This is a genomic window from Planktothricoides raciborskii GIHE-MW2, from assembly GCF_040564635.1.
GTDB classification, from domain to species: domain Bacteria; phylum Cyanobacteriota; class Cyanobacteriia; order Cyanobacteriales; family Laspinemataceae; genus Planktothricoides; species Planktothricoides raciborskii.
On the sequence record NZ_CP159837.1, the window covers coordinates 3,645,511 to 3,663,250 of the forward strand.

The window sequence follows — 17,740 nt, forward strand, 5'->3', positions numbered from 1 at the left end:
GGCTAATTGGCAAAATTGGGATAATTCGCATTTTATGAGTCGAGCAAATCAGCCAAAAAGCTGATCTCCCCTTCATCGTTTTCTACAGTGGCACACTCCCACTCTTGGAGTAAGCGATCAATCCGTGCTATTTCCCGTGCGAAAATCTCTCGAACTTCTCTTAGAGTCTCAATTTGAGAGCGCAATGCTTGATGGGAGTAGTTCATATATCCTGCCTTGAAATATATAGGGTTCTCATCCAGTTGCTAGTTTAGCATAAAAATTTTATTGTCTGCTATCAATGAGGTTATTAATCAATCGCGCAACGGACAAAACTTGGTATAATCCCACGCAGAGCGAATTCCAGCACAGGAATTGAAATTGCTAATCAAGGGAGGTTATTATTTAGCCCCTTATCCCGAATCCCTTTCAGGGTTTATCGGCCAGAGGTTTACTCTGGCTTTTTTAGTGCCTAGATTTTTGTATCCACACTTAGCAAGCATGACCCCCACCGGCACAGCATCAGCAAGACGAGAAAATACTGGCTTCAAAGTAATACAGCAACTCATGGCTGGACATCCTCCCAGGCAGCTTGTACATTTACAATATAAACAAGTAAGCCAATTATGTCAATAGTGCAAGTATAAAAATTTTTAGCTATGCCCAGAAAAAAAGAAGCCCTAACCCTGTCGGTTCCCCCTGGAACCAAAGAAAAACTAGAGTCGATCGCCTCTAAACTCAAGATATTGTGGGGAAAAAAGCCCAGTGCATCTGGGCTAATCGTCGCGATCGCCGAGCAAACCGTGCAAGTAGGACAACCTTTTGCCCTCAGTACAGTGCAAGTACAATCTTTAAATCAAGCCATCAAAGCCCTAATCGATGCGGGTCACTTGGGAGACGCTCAAATCCTGACGACCCTGGCGATCGAACAGGGAAACCTCAGCCCCCAAGAACATCAAACCCTCATGCAGCAAGTCAGCCAGCCTAATCAAGCTTGGCGTGTCACCGTCGATGAGTATCGCCAAAATCAACAACCCTTTCATCTTCTTTATCGCAATGCTCAAGGGGAAAACCTTTCTTATACCGTGCGTTACGCCGAAATCAACTTTTATGAGAAACGGTTTTACTTGCAAATTTGGTGTGATGAAACCGAAGACATCAAAGACAGCAAAAACATCTCCTATGCCGAACTCAAACATAATCGCTGTCTGCGGTTCGATCGCATTCAAAGCATCCTACCCGCCACCGGCCATTGGCGCAGCGAAGGCTTAGATCACATAAAAGTGTATTTACACTTTTATCGGGGCATGGTCAAAGCTTATGAACCCAGAGTAGGGCAAGACATCAGCGACGAAACCACCGGCAACGTTCGCCAAGTGGTTCGCCGAGTCAATCACCCCTTCTGGCTAGTGCGAGAAGTCCTGCGTTATGGCCAAGATTGCATAGTCATATCTCCCGATAACGTCCGTGAAGAGGTTAAACAAGAGATTCTGGCCACTTGCCACAACTACGATATTAATCTCATGTAGGGGCAAAGCATGGGGACTGAAAAACCGGGTAACTTCGGCGAAACCCGGTTTTTTGGTTTGCACACAAAGCATGGGGCTTGAGAAACCGGGTTTCTGGCAAAAATCTGGGTTTGCAGGTAAAGATTATCGCCGAAACCCGGTTTCTTGGTCTGGAAGCGGCATTATACTGCTTTTAAATAGAAAAACATCACAGGATCCAGCAACTTATGGAATGGCACGTCACTGATGCCCAGAGTTTAGGAATTATCGACCGGGAAATCGGCGATCATCTGTTTTCGCCCGCAGAGTATGAAATTGTCCGGCGGGTGATTTATGCCACCGCTGATTTTGAGTATAAATCTCTGATTCGGTTTTCTGACCAAGCCTTGCAACGGGGGGCGGCGGCTTTGGCTGCACGGACAACTATTATAGTCGATGTGCCAATGGTGCAGGTGGGAATTGCCCCACTGATTCAAAAAACTTTTGCCAATCCCGTTTATTGTTCAATGGAAGCGATTACTCGACCCCAAAGAGAAAAAAGCCGCGCCGCATGGGGCATAGAAACTTTGGCCAAACGCTATCCAGAGGGGATTTTTGTGATTGGGGAGTCTCAAACGGCGTTAACCGCAATTGTAGAACTGATTGAGGCGGAAGAAATTAGACCGGCTTTGGTGATTGGCAGTCCCGCTGGTTTTGTGGGGGTGGATGCGGCAAAAGCGAGGTTGAATGATTCCATGATTCCCCATATTCGAGTTGATGGTCGCAAGGGAAGTGCGGTGGTGGCGGTGGCGATCGCAAATGGTATGGTGGATTTGGCTTGGCAAGCTTACGGACATGAAGGGCGAGGAATGCCTTGACAGTGGGTTGAGTGATCGAGGGATGGATAGAGGGATGGGTTGCTGTGTATGGGTTGCTATGTAGTTGCCATATACTGTTCGGATTGGTCAACCATGCTTTCCATCCCCCGATCGCACTTTACGGCGCAACGGCGCAACGGCGCAACGGCGCAACGGCGCAACGGCGCAACGGCGCAACGGCGCCAGGGCGCATTTAGGGCGATCGCAATCGGTCGCTGTTTCTGGGGCTTCTAGCGGGGTTTCGCCGTCGGGCAGCCCGTAACTCGTCCCCAATCGCCAGAAAAATATCTCGGCGTAAATAAGGATAATCACTCACCCACAGATCCAACCGGGGCAGATAAATATCGGAAACTTTGCTAATGCGACTGAGATCCTGAAGATTGGACATAACGACCATTTGCGCCGCTTCACCCACCGCGATGCCTTTATGTTCTTTTTGTAAAGCGACTTGCAAAATGGTCAGCGGGCCGGATTTATCTCCTACTTCTAGATTTAGTCGCCGTTCCAAGTTTTCTAGCAGTACCAGTTCCCCTTTATTATTAACAGTTTCCTGGGTGCCGACTAATTCTTCAGTGACAAAAACATCAAAAACTTTTCCTTGCCAAAGGCCACTATATTTATAGCGGCGACATTCCGCATTCCGACGACTGGCGTCAAAAATTGGCCCCCAGAGCCAATAAAACCCCATAAAAATACCGATAATAAATAAAAAGGGTTTCAAGTTTTCCGCCAAATAGTTGGCGATAATTAATAATATTAATACGCCAACCACCGAAATCAACAATCGTTTTAATAAATCAGAAAATTTACCCCAGCAATAAACATATTGAGGGCCGGTGGCAATAATCGGAATCAATTCTTCAAAGCTTTCTCTTGTTAGTGGAATGAGCATAATCCCCAAGACTTAACCAGCGTGAGCTATGATTTTGGGCGAATAACCGGGGCATAATTACCCTAAATAATTCGCCAAGCGTGATAATTAGACAATTCTGGCTTTCATAGCGGATCGATCCCCCCAACCCCCCTTTTTAAGGGGGGCTTTTTAGCTTGGGAAAGTCCGAATTGTCTATTGAGAATTGTCGGAAATTATCCAGTCAGTGAGAAAATTGACCGCATTTTTTTCTATTCTACCCCGTGAATTCAGCTAGGTGCTGATTAAGTAATCCTGATTAAATAATCTTTTCTAGGCCATAAACCAGGGATTTGAGTTTGATGACCTGACGAATCGCCAGGAGGACTCCGGGCATATAGCAGGTGCGATCGCTCGTATCATGGCGTAGGGTGTAAATCTGTCCCGGTGCGCCAAAAATTACCTCTTGGTGAGCCAGTAAACCGGGCAAGCGGACACTGTGAATCCGAATCCCTTCGTCGGCCAGTCCCCCACGGGAACCCGCCAGAGTCTCAGTTTCTTTCACCTTGGGGGGATTGTAGGTTTTGCCCATTTCTGCCAGCATTTCCGCCGTTTTAATCGCCGTCCCACTGGGGGCGTCTGCTTTTTGGTTGTGGTGCAGTTCAATAATTTCTACATGGTCAAAGTATTTGCTGGCTTGAATCGCCGCTTGTTGCAGCAGAATCATGCCAATGGAGAAATTAGGAATAATTAAACAACCAATACTGGCTTTATCGGCAAATTCCGCCAGTTCGTCAATTTGTGTGGAACTCAGACCTGTGGTGCCCACCACGGGACGGACTCCATAAGCGATCGCCGCCCGAACATTTTCATAGACAGACTTCGGGTGAGTAAAATCCACCATCACCGCTGGCTGTTTTTCCTGGGAAGCAGCACAGAGAATGGGTTGAGGATCGTTCATAATCGGCACTTCCAAGGCACCACATCCAATCACCTCTCCCACATCTTGACCCTGAATCTCTGGATTGATATCAATCGCCCCAAACAGAGTCATATCCTCAGCAGCGGCCACGGCTTTGATCACTTCGCGACCCATTTTGCCCGCTGCCCCATTGACAATTACCGGAATCGGTTCTTGATTCGTCATAAGACAAAAAATATTCTGAACAATATTCTTGGAACTTCTAGAGCGAATCTTAACCTGGCGGTGGGCTCACTTGAACGAATTATGGGCAAATTATCGGCAAATTACCGGCAAGTTATCGGCAAATTACCGGCAAATTACCGGCAAATTATGGGCGATCGCTTTTCAATAGACTTTTAAATACGCTTTTAAATAGACTTCTTACACCTCCCTAAAAAGCCGTTCGCGGTTTTAAGGGGGGGTTGGGGGGATCCTTCCGTCCTGTTTGCCAGAATTGTCTAATAAACTTCTCACTTATGGGTGCAACGTCCCCGCAAAGCCTAAAATCTTAGCTTGGAGTCGCTGACTACGCGGAAATATCAAATTATGGAACCACCCGTCGAACGAATTAAACTATCACAAAGCGCCAAAGACCAACTGATTAAACTCAAGCGCTACACCAAAATCGAGCAGTGGAATATTCTTTGCCGCTGGGCTTTTTGTCGATCGCTTGCCGAACCCACCATTCCCTCACCGATACCCATTCCCTTCGATAGTAATGTAGAAATTGCTTGGCAAGTATTTGGCGGGGAAATCGGGGATATTCTGACCATTGCCTTAAAACAGCGCTGCCAACAAGACGGACTAGGCACAGATCCAGAAACCTTGGCCACTCAATTTCGCCTGCATTTACATCGCGGCATTGGCTATCTCGCTGGAGATCAGAATATTAAGCAAATTGAGCATTTAGTGGATATGGCGATCGCGCAGGATTTGAGAAACCGGGTTTCTCCGATAACTTAAGTAAAAAAGCTTCTTGTTTATCCGTAGGGGCGTGATCTTTCCGGCCAATATTTATAGGTTAAAAGCAGAGATTTAATGCCGGAAAGATCACGCCCCTACCAAAGCAAGGGTGGGCTTTTAGGCAAGCCCACCCTACGAGAATTATGGATACAAACCGCGATCGCTCAAAGCTTCCGCCACGCGACCCACCCCCAACATATAGGCAGCGCGACGCATAGGAACACTCATTTTTCGAGCATTTTCGCTAACTCGTTGATAGGCTTTCACCATCAAACCTTCCATTTCCCGGTTCACCCGGTCTTCATCCCAGAACACATAAGATTGACCTTGCACCCATTCCAGATAGCTAACCACCACACCGCCAGCATTCGCCAGAATATCCGGCAACACCATAACTCCGCGATGATGTAACATCTGATCTGCCACCAGAGTCACCGGGCCATTCGCCGCTTCCGCCACAATTTTTGCTTGGATGCGATCGCAATTATCCTCAGTAATTTGGTCTTCCAGGGCGGCTGGCACCAACACATCACAAGGCAGAGTCAGCAACTCTTCATTAGAAATCCGTTGCGCCCCCATAAAACCAGCCAGACTGCCTCGGTTGCGGGCCGCATAGTCCATCAGGGCGGGAATATCCAACCCATTGGAGTCAAACAGTCCACCAGACACATCAGAAACCGCCAAAATTTTCGCCCCTTCCTCATACATCAAATAGGCCGTCGCATTGCCCACTTTGCCGAACCCTTGGATCGCCACCGTCACATCTTTAAAAGATTGCCCCCGTTCCGCCAACGCCTCGCGAACCACAATCATCACCCCGCGTCCGGTGGCCAACTTGCGACCCTTGGAACCGCCAATAGACAAGGGTTTTCCCGTGACAACTCCCGGCACCGCATAACCCTTATTCATAGAATAAGTATCCATCATCCAGGCCATTTCCCGTTCCGACGTGCCGACATCTGGGGCGGGAATATCGATCGCCGGGCCAATATCCTTAATTAATTCGCTGGTATAGCGACGGGTAATTCTCTCCAATTCCCGGACACTATATTGAGCCGGGTCAATGGCAATGCCCCCTTTCGCTCCACCGTAGGGAATTCCCAGCAATGCACATTTCCAGGTCATCAACATGGCCAGAGATGAGACCTCCTCCAGGGTGACACCGGGATGATAGCGAATGCCTCCTTTATATGGGCCAAGCACATCACAATGTTGGACTCGGTGTCCCGCTAAAACTTGCACTTCCCCATTGTCCAATTGCACCGGAATGGAAACCGTAATCACCTTGCGGGGCTGTTCCAGCATCCGCAATATGTTCGGATCCATTTGCAAATCTACCGCTGCCTGTCCCAGATAGCTACAGGTGCGAGCCGTTGGGCAAATATAGGCAGGAGAGGGAGCCGCATTGAGGACAGTTTTTGTTAAAACCATAGTTTGCTAAACCTTGATGAGAAGTTTGATGAGCAGTTTTAAATCAGTTGCTATATTTTTAGGTTAACTCAAAATGTCAAGAAATGATGACATTTGTATAAATCGTAACAATTCACCATCAAGTTGTATGTATGAGATCAAGATATCCGTAGAAACACGGATGAATACAAAAATTTGGGGATTTGTCCTGGGAAGAAGCGATCGCCCCAAATAAGTATTAATACTCAAATGATTAAAAATGGAGTTAACCATGATCCCTATTTAGTTTTTGTCTAAATTTAGCCGGTTTCCCTTAAGTCCATCATAGCCGGAAAATCAGAAAACGGGTTGCTTTTGCTTTCCTGGGAGGCGATCGCCGGTAACTTGCGCCAAATCAATGTCAGGACAGCACATTGCCTTGTCCTCGTTTTTGCCCCAAGTCTCTTGCTTAGTCCGGGGCGGCATTAAGGAAAGCGCGATCGCTTTTCTGGGGAATAGCCAAATCCACAATAATCGGCAAATGATCTGACCCCACCGGATCGCCAACGCGACTATTTTGCACCCGAATATCCGGGCTGACCAAACAGTGGTCAATGGGAATATAAAAAATCGGTGATTTCATGTACCATGTGGGCTGCACCCCAAAACCAGCGCGAGCATTTCGCATTCCCGTAGTTGCCACAAAATCTTTATAATAAGGAGACCACATGGTAATATTCAAATCCCCGAAAACGATTTTCGGCGTAGCGATTGTTTGCAGATAGCTGCTGATTTCTGCTAATTGTTTATTCCGGGCTTTCTCCAGACCGAAACTGATAGGTGGAAAAGGATGAGTGCCGATAACGTTGAGTTTTTCCCCGCCCACCGTGACCTGAGCCACAATACTGACAATTCGCTTAACGCCAAACTCTTGAAAAACCCCATTTTCTAGGGTAAATTTGCTATATAAAGCGATGCCATGATAGCTATCCTGGGGATAGGATAAAGCATAAGGCAAAATATTTTTTAGCTGTGCTAATAAAGTATCCGACCAGGCATCATTCACTTCCATAAATAAGGCCAAGTCTGGCTGTTCTTCGCGCACCAAGGATATGACGCGATCGTAGTCTTGATTCCGCCGACGCACGTTGGCGGATAAAACCCGCAGATTTTGGGTAGCGATGGTGGGGTTATTGTCCGGTACTGGCAGATACCAATGCAGAATTTCAGGGAGATTAATCACTAGGCAAAAAGCACAAATTGCCAGACCGATTTTTGACTTGCGGGCTAACAATAAAAACAGACCCATTAGCCCCATAGACACAATCAGATATTGCAGGCGAAAATGAGATGTAAGTTCTAAAAAAAGGTGGAAGCTTCCGAAATAACCGGCCAGGGAAAAAAGGGTACAACCGGCAATGGCAAGAATTAAGCCAATTTCCAGGATAGTTTTGAGAGTTTTTGTGTTAAATTTGGAGTCACTCATAAAGCCATATTGGGAAGTATATCCCGATTATTTCATTATGCCTATACAGCAATTCACTCTGTTATGGAATACAGTTTAATTCTCGAAACGCCCGTAATACAAACTGTTCCCTGTTTCCTGTTCCCCGTTTTTTCCCAGCGCGATCGCTGTTGATGCTGTTGTTGATGCTGTTGATATTTTTGGTCAAATTTTCACCCCATCCTGAAATCATCCACCAGACTAAGTTTAACAGCCTTAACCGGCAAAGGACACGGCAATGCCGTGTCCAAAAATTACTAAGCTTTCAGCACCACCGGGTCTTTAAAACAAGGAAAATTCACCACATCCCCAGGGGTTTTTTCCGAAGGATTCAAACTCGGATCAACCGCCCCAGCGATTTGCAAAGATTTAGCCACTAACTCAGAACAAAATATAGTAGAAAAATCTGGCTGATTGGTTAATCCTAACTCATCAAACCAATCAATTGCCGCATTATAAATTTGCAGATAATCATACCGAACTTTCTTGTTGTGCGTTTCCCGTAACCAAGCTTCCATTTCCGCTTGCTTCTGTGGATGGAGAGGATTTTTCAAGCCTAACCAATAAACCGAGCCCTTATACATCTCAATCCGCTTAGATAGCCAGTGCATTTGCATTCCTTTAATGGCTTGTTTTTTCTGGGCATCTAACATTTGAGTTTCTAGGGTAGATTCAATAATTAAGATACTGTCACCCAAACCACTACCCAGTTCAGCTTTAACCACAATCCCCACATGAGAATACTGGGATTTAGTCGCCCATTTAATCACATTAGAAAATCCCGCATTACCAGAAAAAGCAATCACATCGCCGGTTTGCATCTGGGTTCGATATTGTTCATAAGTTTCTAAATTACTCCCAATTCTGGGAATTATATGTTGCTCTGATGGTTCAATAACTCGCGATTCAGGCAAAATTGCGGGTGGGTTTGCCTCGGTTGCAGGTTCGGGGTTAAATAACTCTAAAAGTCGATTAAAAAATAGCTGAATATAACCCCATAGTCCCGATGGTTCTTGTGGTTTGCTAAAGTCCATTGGTTTGAGGACTACGGGTTCCCCAAAACAAGCAAATTTCACCACATCATCCGGGGTTTTTTCCGCAGGATTAAGGTTCGGATCGATGACTCCCCCAATTCGCAGGGCTTTGGCGACTAATTCAGAACAAAATAGGGTAGAAAAATCCTGTTGATTGGTTAACCCTAGCTGATCGAACCAATCAATCGCTGCTCCGTAAATTTGTATATAATCATAAGGCACTTTTTTGTTATGAGTTTCTCTCAGCCATGCTTCCATTTCGGCTTGTTTTTCGGGAGCCATTGGATTGGTGAGTTTTAACCAGTAAACTGACCCATTATAGGATTCAATGCGTTTAGAGAGCCAGTGCATTTGTACTCCCTTAATTGCTTGTTTGTTATGAGCATCTAAAAATTGAGTTTCTAGGGTCGATTCCACAATTAAGATACTGTCACCGAAACCAGTGCCTAGGTCTGCTTTTAATACCATACCCACATGAGAATACTGGGATTTGGTCGCCCACTTAATCACATTAGAAAATCCCGCATTGCCGGAGAAAGCAATTAAGTCTCCGGTCTTCATCTGCGATCTATACTGCTCATAAGTCTCTATAATACTTGGATTTCTGTTCATAATCACTTTAAGGATGTTGACCAAAGGTTATTGTAAATTTTTAAGACTAGATTCAGCAATAATTTTTATTAAATTTCTTAAATTTATTTAAGCAACAAGCCTAGGTTATTCCCTTTATGAGTGACACCAACTATGACTGGCATTGGTTATTGGTCTTTTCCAATGTCAAATCAATCAAATATTAACCTGTTATTGACATTGTTATCTGTTATTTGTTATTGTTGGGCTGATTAAAAATTTCTAATGCTGGTAATTTGATGCTGGTAAGGGGTGTAGGCTATTTCAAAGCGATTCCCCTCCTGAGCAACGCGCGATCGGAGCGTCAGTCAGCCCAAGGGGGAAAAATAATTTGGCAGATTTACAGAGAATTCATAGAGAAAGTGACCCCGTTCAGGGGTCACTGGTTAAAGAAATCAGCATTCTATTTTTTGCCCACTTAATCCCCAAGACTCCTGGGAAGCTGCATCGCCAAATAAAGAAAAGAACCGTGACCAGAAAATCTCATCAGCAAGATTAACGGAGGTATTCTAATTTTAGAGATGGGCATTTAGAGCCCTAATTGAACCGCTAACATCACTCATCTAAAATCACCTCTGTAAGCAATCAGCGATCGACATTTAGAGATATTTAACGATGAGCAGTCAGGGTTCAGAAATTAGCATTCAGAAAGGTTCAGAATGGAGGACGGGAATCGGCTAATTCCTGACCGTGAAGCCTGAATACTGACTAACGACTAAATCAACGACTAAATCACGGTGCCATTGGGAATCACACCATTTTTCAGCACCACGACAATGCCATTACGGATGTAAAATCCTTGGTTTTCTCGGTCTGCTTCTTCCACGCGATCTTTATTGATAATTTGCACATTGCGACCAATGCAAGCATTCTTATCAATAATGGCGCGGCGAACGGTACTTCCCGCACCAATTCCCATAGGAACTTTGCCACTGTTTTCGGACGAATGCCGTTCGGCATAAGGTTGGTAATAGTCCGAACCCATAATCAAAGCATCTTGGATATTGCAGTTGGACTCAATCCGGGTGCGGACTCCCAAGACCGAATGTTCCACCCGACATTCTTTGAGAATGCAGCCTTCGCCAATAATGGACTCGGTGACATGACAATCTAATAGCTTGGTCGGGGGTAAATAACGAGAACGAGTATAGATTGGGGCCTGTTCGTCGTAGAAACTAAAAGGCGGCTGTGGTTGCTTGGTTAAAGCTAGGTTAGCATCGTAGAACGCTTCAATGGTTCCGATATCTTCCCAGTAACCTTTAAATAAATAAGCTTGAACATTATAGTTCTTTGCCGAAGCAGGGATAATTTCTTTACCAAAATCTGTCCGTTCTGGGGCTTCTAGGAGCAGCTTTTTGAGAACCTCTTTTTTAAAGACGTAAATGCCCATTGAGGCAATATATGGACTTTTCTCCGCTTCTTCTGGAGTTAACCCCAAGGCGGTTGTATCCACTTGCATGGCTTTTAAGGCTTCCCCTTTGGGTTTCTCGCTGAAATCAACCACTCGCCCTTGGTCGTTGATTTTCATCAAGCCAAAATCAGAGGCGCGTTTTTCGTCAATGGGTAATACCGAGAGAGTAATATCGGCGTTGGTTTCCCGGTGACGGTTTAAAAATTCGCGATAGTCCATCCGGTAGAGATGATCCCCAGAGAGAATCAAATATTCATCAACATCCCATTCATCCAACAGCCAGAGATATTTGCGTACTGCGTCAGCAGTTCCCTGGAACCAGCTAGGGTCGCTGGCGGTTTGCTGCGCGGCCAGCACTTCCACAAAGCCGTCACTGAAACCGGAAAAGTTATAAGCGCGGGCAATGTGACGATTCAGAGACGCAGAGTTGAATTGCGTCATCACATAGATTTTGAGGATGTCTGAGTTAATACAGTTACTCACAGGAATATCAATTAAGCGATATTTCCCGGCGAGTGGTACAGCGGGTTTCGCCCGCATTTTGGTGAGTGGATAAAGGCGGCTACCAGCGCCACCTCCCAGAATAATCCCTAGGACTCGTTTCACGAAAACACCTCGCATTCATCAGCTTTAAGGTTCAAGTCCAGTGTCCGACTGCGGGGGATCGTTGACAAGGGGGGAGAGGGATAAATTCAGAATCAATTGCGCTGGTAGGTGACTCTAGATTGCTTGTAATCAGCCTGATAGCTTACTTTTAGCAGCCCAAATTAACTGGCAAAATTAGCTGGTTTGAATTTCTTGTTCTAAAGCCACTTTGACTCTGGCGTACTCCGTGGCTATTTTGCCGATTAGGACGGGGGCTTCGGCGGTATTACCCGCACGAGTCATCAGTTCGAGGGTTTGGTTGAGTTGCGCCAGGGTATTGGCGCCGATCGCCCCACTGGTTGATTTTAAGGAATGCGAGGCGTCTCGTAATTTGGCTGGATCGCCTTGTTCGATCGCTTCCGTCATTTTTTGCAGCAGTTTGGGAGACTCGGTTAAGTAAATTTCAATTACTTCTTCGAGGGCGTCGATTTCCCGCAGTGAGTTGAGAATATTGGCATCGATTAGGGATTCGCTGTTGTGCCAGTCTTGCTGCGGTTCTTGGGGCGGTTCAGGGATGGAAGTGAATGTGGGTGGAGAGGGTGGGTATGGATCTTGGTGGGTTGTCTGAATAGTCCGTTGATTGGGATCGAGGGGTTGGCAGACCGAAAGGGCTTGACTCAGTTCGATCATACGGATGGGTTTGCTGATGTAGTCGTCCATTCCCGCAGCTAAACAAGCTTCGCGATCGCCACTCATGGCATTAGCAGTCATGGCAATAATTCGCGGTCTGTAGGCTAACTGACCGGATGAAGATGCTTCTTGAATCTTTTGGGCGGCTTCTAACCCATTCATTTCTGGCATTTGTACGTCCATTAACACCACATCATAGGTTTTTTGGTGGATTAATGCGATCGCTTCTAAGCCATTGTTGGCAATATCCGTTTGATGCCCCATGCGCTCTAACATTTGTAGCGCCACTTTTTGATTGACAAGATGGTCTTCGGCTAACAAAATGTTTAGGGTCACGGCTTGAGTGGGTGGCGGGTTGCCTAAATTAATCTCCGGTTCTACAGACCGAGAATTCAGGGTTTGTTTGCCGAAAATTCCACTGACCACATTAAACATCAAAGATTTTTTAATCGGTTTATTCAGATAAGCGGTGAATTGGTCGCGATGGTTCAGCTTGGTGCCTAAAGGAATCATCATCACTAAAGGGACGGTGGCATAATTATCTAATGCCCTAATTTCTGCACTCAGAGCGATCCCATCCATTTCTGGCATAAGCATATCCAAAATTACCAAGTCAAAAGGTGGTTGATTGGGCAACAGGGATAAAGCCTCTGCTGAGGATGTGGCGGTTGCTACTTTCATGCCCCATGACTGAGTTTCTCGGCTTAAAATTTTTAAGATCGTCGGATTATCCTCGACGATTAATACTCGTTTATTGGTTAAGTAGTTTTCTTCTCCTGGGGAAATCAATAATAAGGATGAAGTGGGAATTTCTGGGGCAATAATTGTGAAACCAAAGGTGGCGCCACCGTTTAAAGATGATGCCTCGTTTTCTGGTAAGAATGTATCAATAAATGATTGGCTGCCCGTGGGCAACTGTTGCCAATTTTGCGGCGGCGTACCGGCGATCGCTCCACCACTTGTAACCCACATTGTCCCTCCCATCATTTGCGTTAAGGAGTTACTAATCGCCAGTCCTAATCCGGTGCCGCCATATTGTCTGCTGGTGGCCGCGTCCGCTTGACTGAAAGATTTAAAGAGACGGGAAATTTTATTGGCGGGAATGCCAATGCCGGTATCTTTAACCAAAAAGATAATTTCAAAAATTTTCTGGCTTGTGGTTTCCGGGGCTATCGCCTCATATTCTAAGTGCAAATGAGCATAATGTTGCCAATTTTTTGCCTCATTTCCTGGCTTTAATTGAGACGTAAACAAGAGAATAATTTCTCCCTCATCTGTAAATTTAATTGCATTACTTATTAAATTAACTAATATTTGGCGCAATCGATTTAAGTCCCCCAAAATTAAATTTGGGGTAAATTAATCTATAATATATCCTAATTCTAGTCCTTTATAGTTGGCTTTACTGGCAAGTAATTCTATGGTGTCTTCAATGCAATCTTCCAGATAAAATGGTTGATATTCTAAGTCCATTTTTCCGGCTTCCATTTTGGAAAAATCTAAGATATCATTAATAATGGTGAGTAAAGCATCTCCACTATTTTGAATGGTGGTGACAAAATCTTTTTGTTCTGAGGTTAGGGGGGTATCTAATAATAAACTGGTGAGGCCAATGACGGCATTCATCGGTGTTCTAATTTCATGGCTCATGGTGGCCAAAAATTCACTTTTAGCTTGAGTGGCTGCGATCGCTTCATCCCGCATTTGAGCAATTTTTTCCGCCGCTTGGATTCGTTGCAGTTCAGTGCCAATCCACTGAGCCATTAATTGCAGGAGTTCTTGGTCTTGACTTTTAAAAGGAATTTCCCGGGGCTGGGAACTGAAAAAACTTAAAGTTCCATAGATTTTTTCATTGACCATCACCGGACAGCCCAGATAAGCTTTTTGGTCTAGAATAGAATTGATTGATTCGCTATGCCAGGGAGAAACCATTAGGGATTCAAAATATACAATTTTTTGGGCTTGATAGGTTTTTTTGCAATAAGTTTTATTTAAGCTAATCCGCTGCCCAGAGGCGATTTTCTCCGGTAATTTCCCTGAGATTTCCGCTGGTTCAAAATGGCAGGCGATCGCGGTATAATTGTTGTCTTCAATTTGGGATAAAATCCCCACATTGAGACTAAAATGACGGCAACCCATTGCCAGTAATTGTGCTATTTTTTGAGAAAAATCTAGCTGAGGGTCGGAAGTAATGCGATAAAGTTGCCGAATGGATTCTTGATTGTATTCTAATTCACTTTCGGTTTGGTGGCGGTTCGTAATATCATGGGAAATCCACAATAATTCTAAGTTTTCTGGAGATGATGAATCTGCTAAAACTTTGCTGGTAGTTTCCAGCCAAATATAATCCCCACTTTTGCGTTGATAGCGATGAGAAAAGGTTAATGTCACGGGCTTTTCTTTGATGATGGTATATGCGCGGTTAACTTGGGTAACGTCTTCTGGATGCAGTAAATCCTCGACGGAAATTCCAATGATTTCTTCCGGTTGGTATCCCAGGAGTTTACGACACCCGGATGAGACGTACAAAAATACACCATCTAGGGTTTGGCGGGTAATCAAACAATTGCCATAATCCGCGATCGCATTATAGTAAGATTCTATTTGCTTTTTCGCTTGTTTGATTTGCGTAAATTCCGCCTCGATCTGGCTCAGTGCTGCTAGAATCGGCGAGACTTTTTCCGGTGAAGCGATCGCCGATTTTATCGATGACGTATTTATAGATGATAGACGATTTTCCGCCGCAACAATATCGAGAATTGTTGTGACTTTTGCCTGGATTTGAGACAGTTTTTGTCGCCGCATCCGAGCGAGTAAGATTAAAATGACGACATTGAAACCCAATCCTAAACCGAAAAAAATCCAGGGTAAAGAACCCTCGGAGATTAACCGGCGGCGATCGCTGTTGACCCTCAAGAAAAGTAACGAAGATTTCCGCGCAATATCGGGCAAACTGATTTTGTCAGAGGCGATCGCCGATTGTAGGGGAATCAGCAACAATCCACTGGCAGTTTCTATTAACCCGGCGATCGGTATTTCCGAAGGCGAATTTGGCAGCGAATTTGGCAGCGGATTTGGCAAAAGTTGTTTAATTTGTAGCGAGAGATCGAGGAAATTTAGCTGGCGATCGACCAAAGCAAGCTGAGTCGGCACATCGATCGGCACATTGATTAGATGCTCAACCATCACCTCACCTTGTGGTTGAGCCTGTTGTAGTTGCCACTTGTGAATCGGACGGAAAATCAGTTGCCATGCAATTAGGTAGATAAGGCCTTGTGTACTAATTAGTGCTGCACCCATGACCAAAAATGTTTTTTGACGCAGTTTCATTGAGAAGTTCCTGGTTGCCATCCCCCTTGGGGTTGCTAGGGTGACATTGAATTGCTGGTCTGACGGATATACTGCTCCCTGAGTTGCGGGGTTTGGATTAACCCAAGGTAGTTTCCGCTGTGTTGACCGAATATCAGATCGACGAAAACCAGCAATTCCCCCATATAATCAGTTGTATCCTGAATTAGACATTAAATCACCTCGGCACCAGTTGGAAATTACTCACTGAGACGAAGGGGACTATCCTCCTTTTGCTGCCGCAATTTTTTCCCGGCGATCGCCGAACATAACCCCGATCGAAGTTAGTTCGGCTCACCCAATTTTGCGCCAATTAAGCGACTAACTCCACTCGACCCACGGGACAAGCAATGCAAGCCAGAATATAACCTTCTTCTTGTTCGCTATCATCAAGCGCACCCGGTTCTGATTCATAGTTGACTTGCCCGGATAATTTTTTCACTTTACAAGCACCACAAGCGCCACTCCGACAACCGCTATCTAGTTCAATTCCGTTCTCTTCGGCAATTTCCAGAATGGTGGTTTGTGGATCGCAATTGACCTCTTTGCCCGACTTGCTAAAGACTAAGGTGGCTGAACTGGCAGAAGGTGCGGGAGTTGGTGCCGGTGCGGGAGTTGGTGCGGGAGTTGGTGCCGGTGCGGGAGTTGGTGCGGGAGTTGCGGCGGCGGCAGAAGGTTGAATGGCTGCGGTTTCTGGAGATTTTTTCGGTTTTTTCGCACCGCCAAAGCTTTCTTCATAGTAATTTTCCATAGGAAAATTCATCCGTTGGAGTAATGCTTTGGTGGATTCCATAAAGGGATTTGGTCCGCAAACGTAGACGGTACGTTGATAAAAGTCCGGGGCGATCGCATAAAGCATATATTCATCTAATCGGCCAATAAATCCTGACCAGCTTTGACCGGGTTGGGGTCGAGTAATGGCGATCGCTAATCGAAATTTAGGATGGGATGAAGCGATTAAGTCTAACTCTCGCGGGTAAATAATATCATCGGGGGTGCGAGCACTATGGAAAAAGACAATATCTAAATCGGCGGCAGTATCCAAAGCCCAACGAGACATGGACATCATTGGGGTAATCCCACTTCCCGCTGAAATGAATAGTAATTTTTGGGCAGGATTGGCAAAACAAGTAAATTTTCCTGATGGCCCATTGACTTGGATTTGATCCCCTACTTTTAGGCGATCGTGCAACCAATTAGATACCAAACCGGGGGGAACATTCGGTTGATCTGCCGGGGCAGGAACTCGTTTGACGGTAATTTCTAAAGTATGGGGTCTTGAAGGGGTAGAAGATATAGAATAAGACCGTTTTATGGCCTTGCCATCAATGTCTAAATTCAGGGTCATAAATTGACCCGGTTGATAGGAAAATAAACTGGGCGGTTCAGTGACAAAGCGAAAGGTTTTTACATCTTCGGTTTCATTAACAATTCGCACACATCGCACCGTAATCATTCCTTTTGACCACCGGCTGATATTTTCTGGATCTATCAACGCCACGGGCATATATTCTTGAGGCGATCGCGCCGGTTCTGGGGCTGCTTGAGGAATGGCCGGTAAGGGATATAACAATTTTCCTGATTCAGAAGTGGTTGGGGATTTTTCCGCATTTACTGGCTGATTGCTGGGGCTTTCTTGCGGCGAAATTTCTACTTTTTGGACAATTAAAATAAAGTCGCCAATTCTGAGAATATCATCTTGTTTTAAAGGATATTGATGATTAATTTCTGCCGGTTCATTGTTAATCCGGGAGCCGCTGCGACTGGCTAAGTCGGTAAAATGATATTGTCCGTTGATAAAAGAAATACTGCCGTGAACCCGACTAACTTCGGCACTGGTACAAACGATCGTACAATTAGGCGATCGCCCGATGAAGCATTCCCCATTAATCATGGTTTCTGGGGTTAATTCTACGGTTTGACTGTCATAGGGAGAATTGGCGTTAAAGCATTTAATAGTAATCATAATAGTTTTTTCTGCTATTTTCTGGGATTTTCTGGTAATTATTCAAATAAAACTTACAGCAA

14 protein-coding genes are annotated in these 17,740 nt (G+C 45.2%); 4 read left to right on the plus strand and 10 right to left on the minus strand.

What is annotated here, in order from left to right:
- Nucleotides 1-32: 32 nt before the first annotated feature.
- Nucleotides 33-206 (minus strand): hypothetical protein, encoded by a 174-nt coding sequence (locus ABWT76_RS15420; protein WP_354634570.1) that lies wholly within the window; start codon nt 204-206, stop codon nt 33-35.
- Between the two features lie 432 nt (nt 207-638).
- On the opposite strand from ABWT76_RS15420, the gene ABWT76_RS15425 reads away from it, so the two are divergent.
- From ABWT76_RS15425 to ABWT76_RS15435, 3 genes are all read left to right on the plus strand, one after another.
- A complete protein-coding gene (locus ABWT76_RS15425; protein ID WP_190877558.1) occupies nt 639-1,508 on the plus strand; it encodes a YafY family protein in 870 nt (289 codons plus the stop codon).
- Nucleotides 1,509-1,714: 206 nt separating this feature from the next.
- Nucleotides 1,715-2,344: a precorrin-8X methylmutase gene (locus tag ABWT76_RS15430; protein ID WP_054464359.1), complete on the plus strand. Its 630-nt coding sequence runs from the start codon at nt 1,715-1,717 to the stop codon at nt 2,342-2,344.
- Between the two features lie 93 nt (nt 2,345-2,437).
- Nucleotides 2,438-2,578, plus strand: coding sequence for a hypothetical protein (locus ABWT76_RS15435; protein ID WP_354634571.1), 141 nt, complete (start codon nt 2,438-2,440; stop codon nt 2,576-2,578).
- Here ABWT76_RS15435 and ABWT76_RS15440 read toward each other — a convergent pair.
- On the minus strand, nt 2,538-3,236 hold the full coding sequence (locus ABWT76_RS15440; RefSeq protein WP_054464360.1) for a hypothetical protein: 699 nt from the start codon (nt 3,234-3,236) through the stop codon (nt 2,538-2,540). The two genes, ABWT76_RS15435 and ABWT76_RS15440, sit on opposite strands and share 41 nt — an antisense overlap.
- 277 nt (nt 3,237-3,513) lie before the next feature.
- Complete coding sequence (gene dapB, locus ABWT76_RS15445) at nt 3,514-4,341, minus strand: 4-hydroxy-tetrahydrodipicolinate reductase (protein WP_054464361.1); 828 nt, start codon at nt 4,339-4,341, stop codon at nt 3,514-3,516.
- A 363-nt stretch (nt 4,342-4,704) separates the two neighbouring features.
- Between dapB and dndE the strand changes: the two genes are divergently transcribed.
- Nucleotides 4,705-5,121: a DNA sulfur modification protein DndE gene (dndE, locus tag ABWT76_RS15450; RefSeq protein ID WP_054464362.1), complete on the plus strand. Its 417-nt coding sequence runs from the start codon at nt 4,705-4,707 to the stop codon at nt 5,119-5,121.
- A gap of 141 nt (nt 5,122-5,262) precedes the next feature.
- On the opposite strand, the gene ABWT76_RS15455 is transcribed toward dndE, so the two are convergent.
- The 7 genes from ABWT76_RS15455 to ABWT76_RS15485 all read right to left on the minus strand — a co-directional run bounded on the left by ABWT76_RS15455 (nt 5,263) and on the right by ABWT76_RS15485 (nt 17,678).
- Complete coding sequence (locus ABWT76_RS15455) at nt 5,263-6,552, minus strand: Glu/Leu/Phe/Val dehydrogenase (RefSeq protein ID WP_054464363.1); 1,290 nt, start codon at nt 6,550-6,552, stop codon at nt 5,263-5,265.
- A gap of 427 nt (nt 6,553-6,979) precedes the next feature.
- Nucleotides 6,980-7,996, minus strand: coding sequence for an endonuclease/exonuclease/phosphatase family protein (locus ABWT76_RS15460; RefSeq protein ID WP_354634572.1), 1,017 nt, complete (start codon nt 7,994-7,996; stop codon nt 6,980-6,982).
- A gap of 275 nt (nt 7,997-8,271) precedes the next feature.
- Nucleotides 8,272-9,660 carry a hypothetical protein gene (locus ABWT76_RS15465; protein ID WP_190877560.1) on the minus strand — a complete coding sequence of 463 codons (1,389 nt, stop codon included), beginning with the start codon at nt 9,658-9,660 and terminating at the stop codon, nt 8,272-8,274.
- Nucleotides 9,661-10,405: 745 nt separating this feature from the next.
- Nucleotides 10,406-11,695 carry a glucose-1-phosphate adenylyltransferase gene (locus ABWT76_RS15470; protein ID WP_054464506.1) on the minus strand — a complete coding sequence of 430 codons (1,290 nt, stop codon included), beginning with the start codon at nt 11,693-11,695 and terminating at the stop codon, nt 10,406-10,408.
- Nucleotides 11,696-11,869: 174 nt separating this feature from the next.
- A complete protein-coding gene (locus tag ABWT76_RS15475) occupies nt 11,870-13,705 on the minus strand; it encodes a response regulator (protein ID WP_354634573.1) in 1,836 nt (611 codons plus the stop codon).
- A gap of 18 nt (nt 13,706-13,723) precedes the next feature.
- Nucleotides 13,724-15,694, minus strand: a complete 1,971-nt coding sequence (locus ABWT76_RS15480; protein ID WP_354634574.1) for a histidine kinase dimerization/phospho-acceptor domain-containing protein — start codon at nt 15,692-15,694, stop codon at nt 13,724-13,726.
- Between the two features lie 331 nt (nt 15,695-16,025).
- A complete protein-coding gene (locus tag ABWT76_RS15485) occupies nt 16,026-17,678 on the minus strand; it encodes a 2Fe-2S iron-sulfur cluster-binding protein (protein ID WP_354634575.1) in 1,653 nt (550 codons plus the stop codon).
- Between the last annotated feature and the right edge of the window lie 62 nt (nt 17,679-17,740).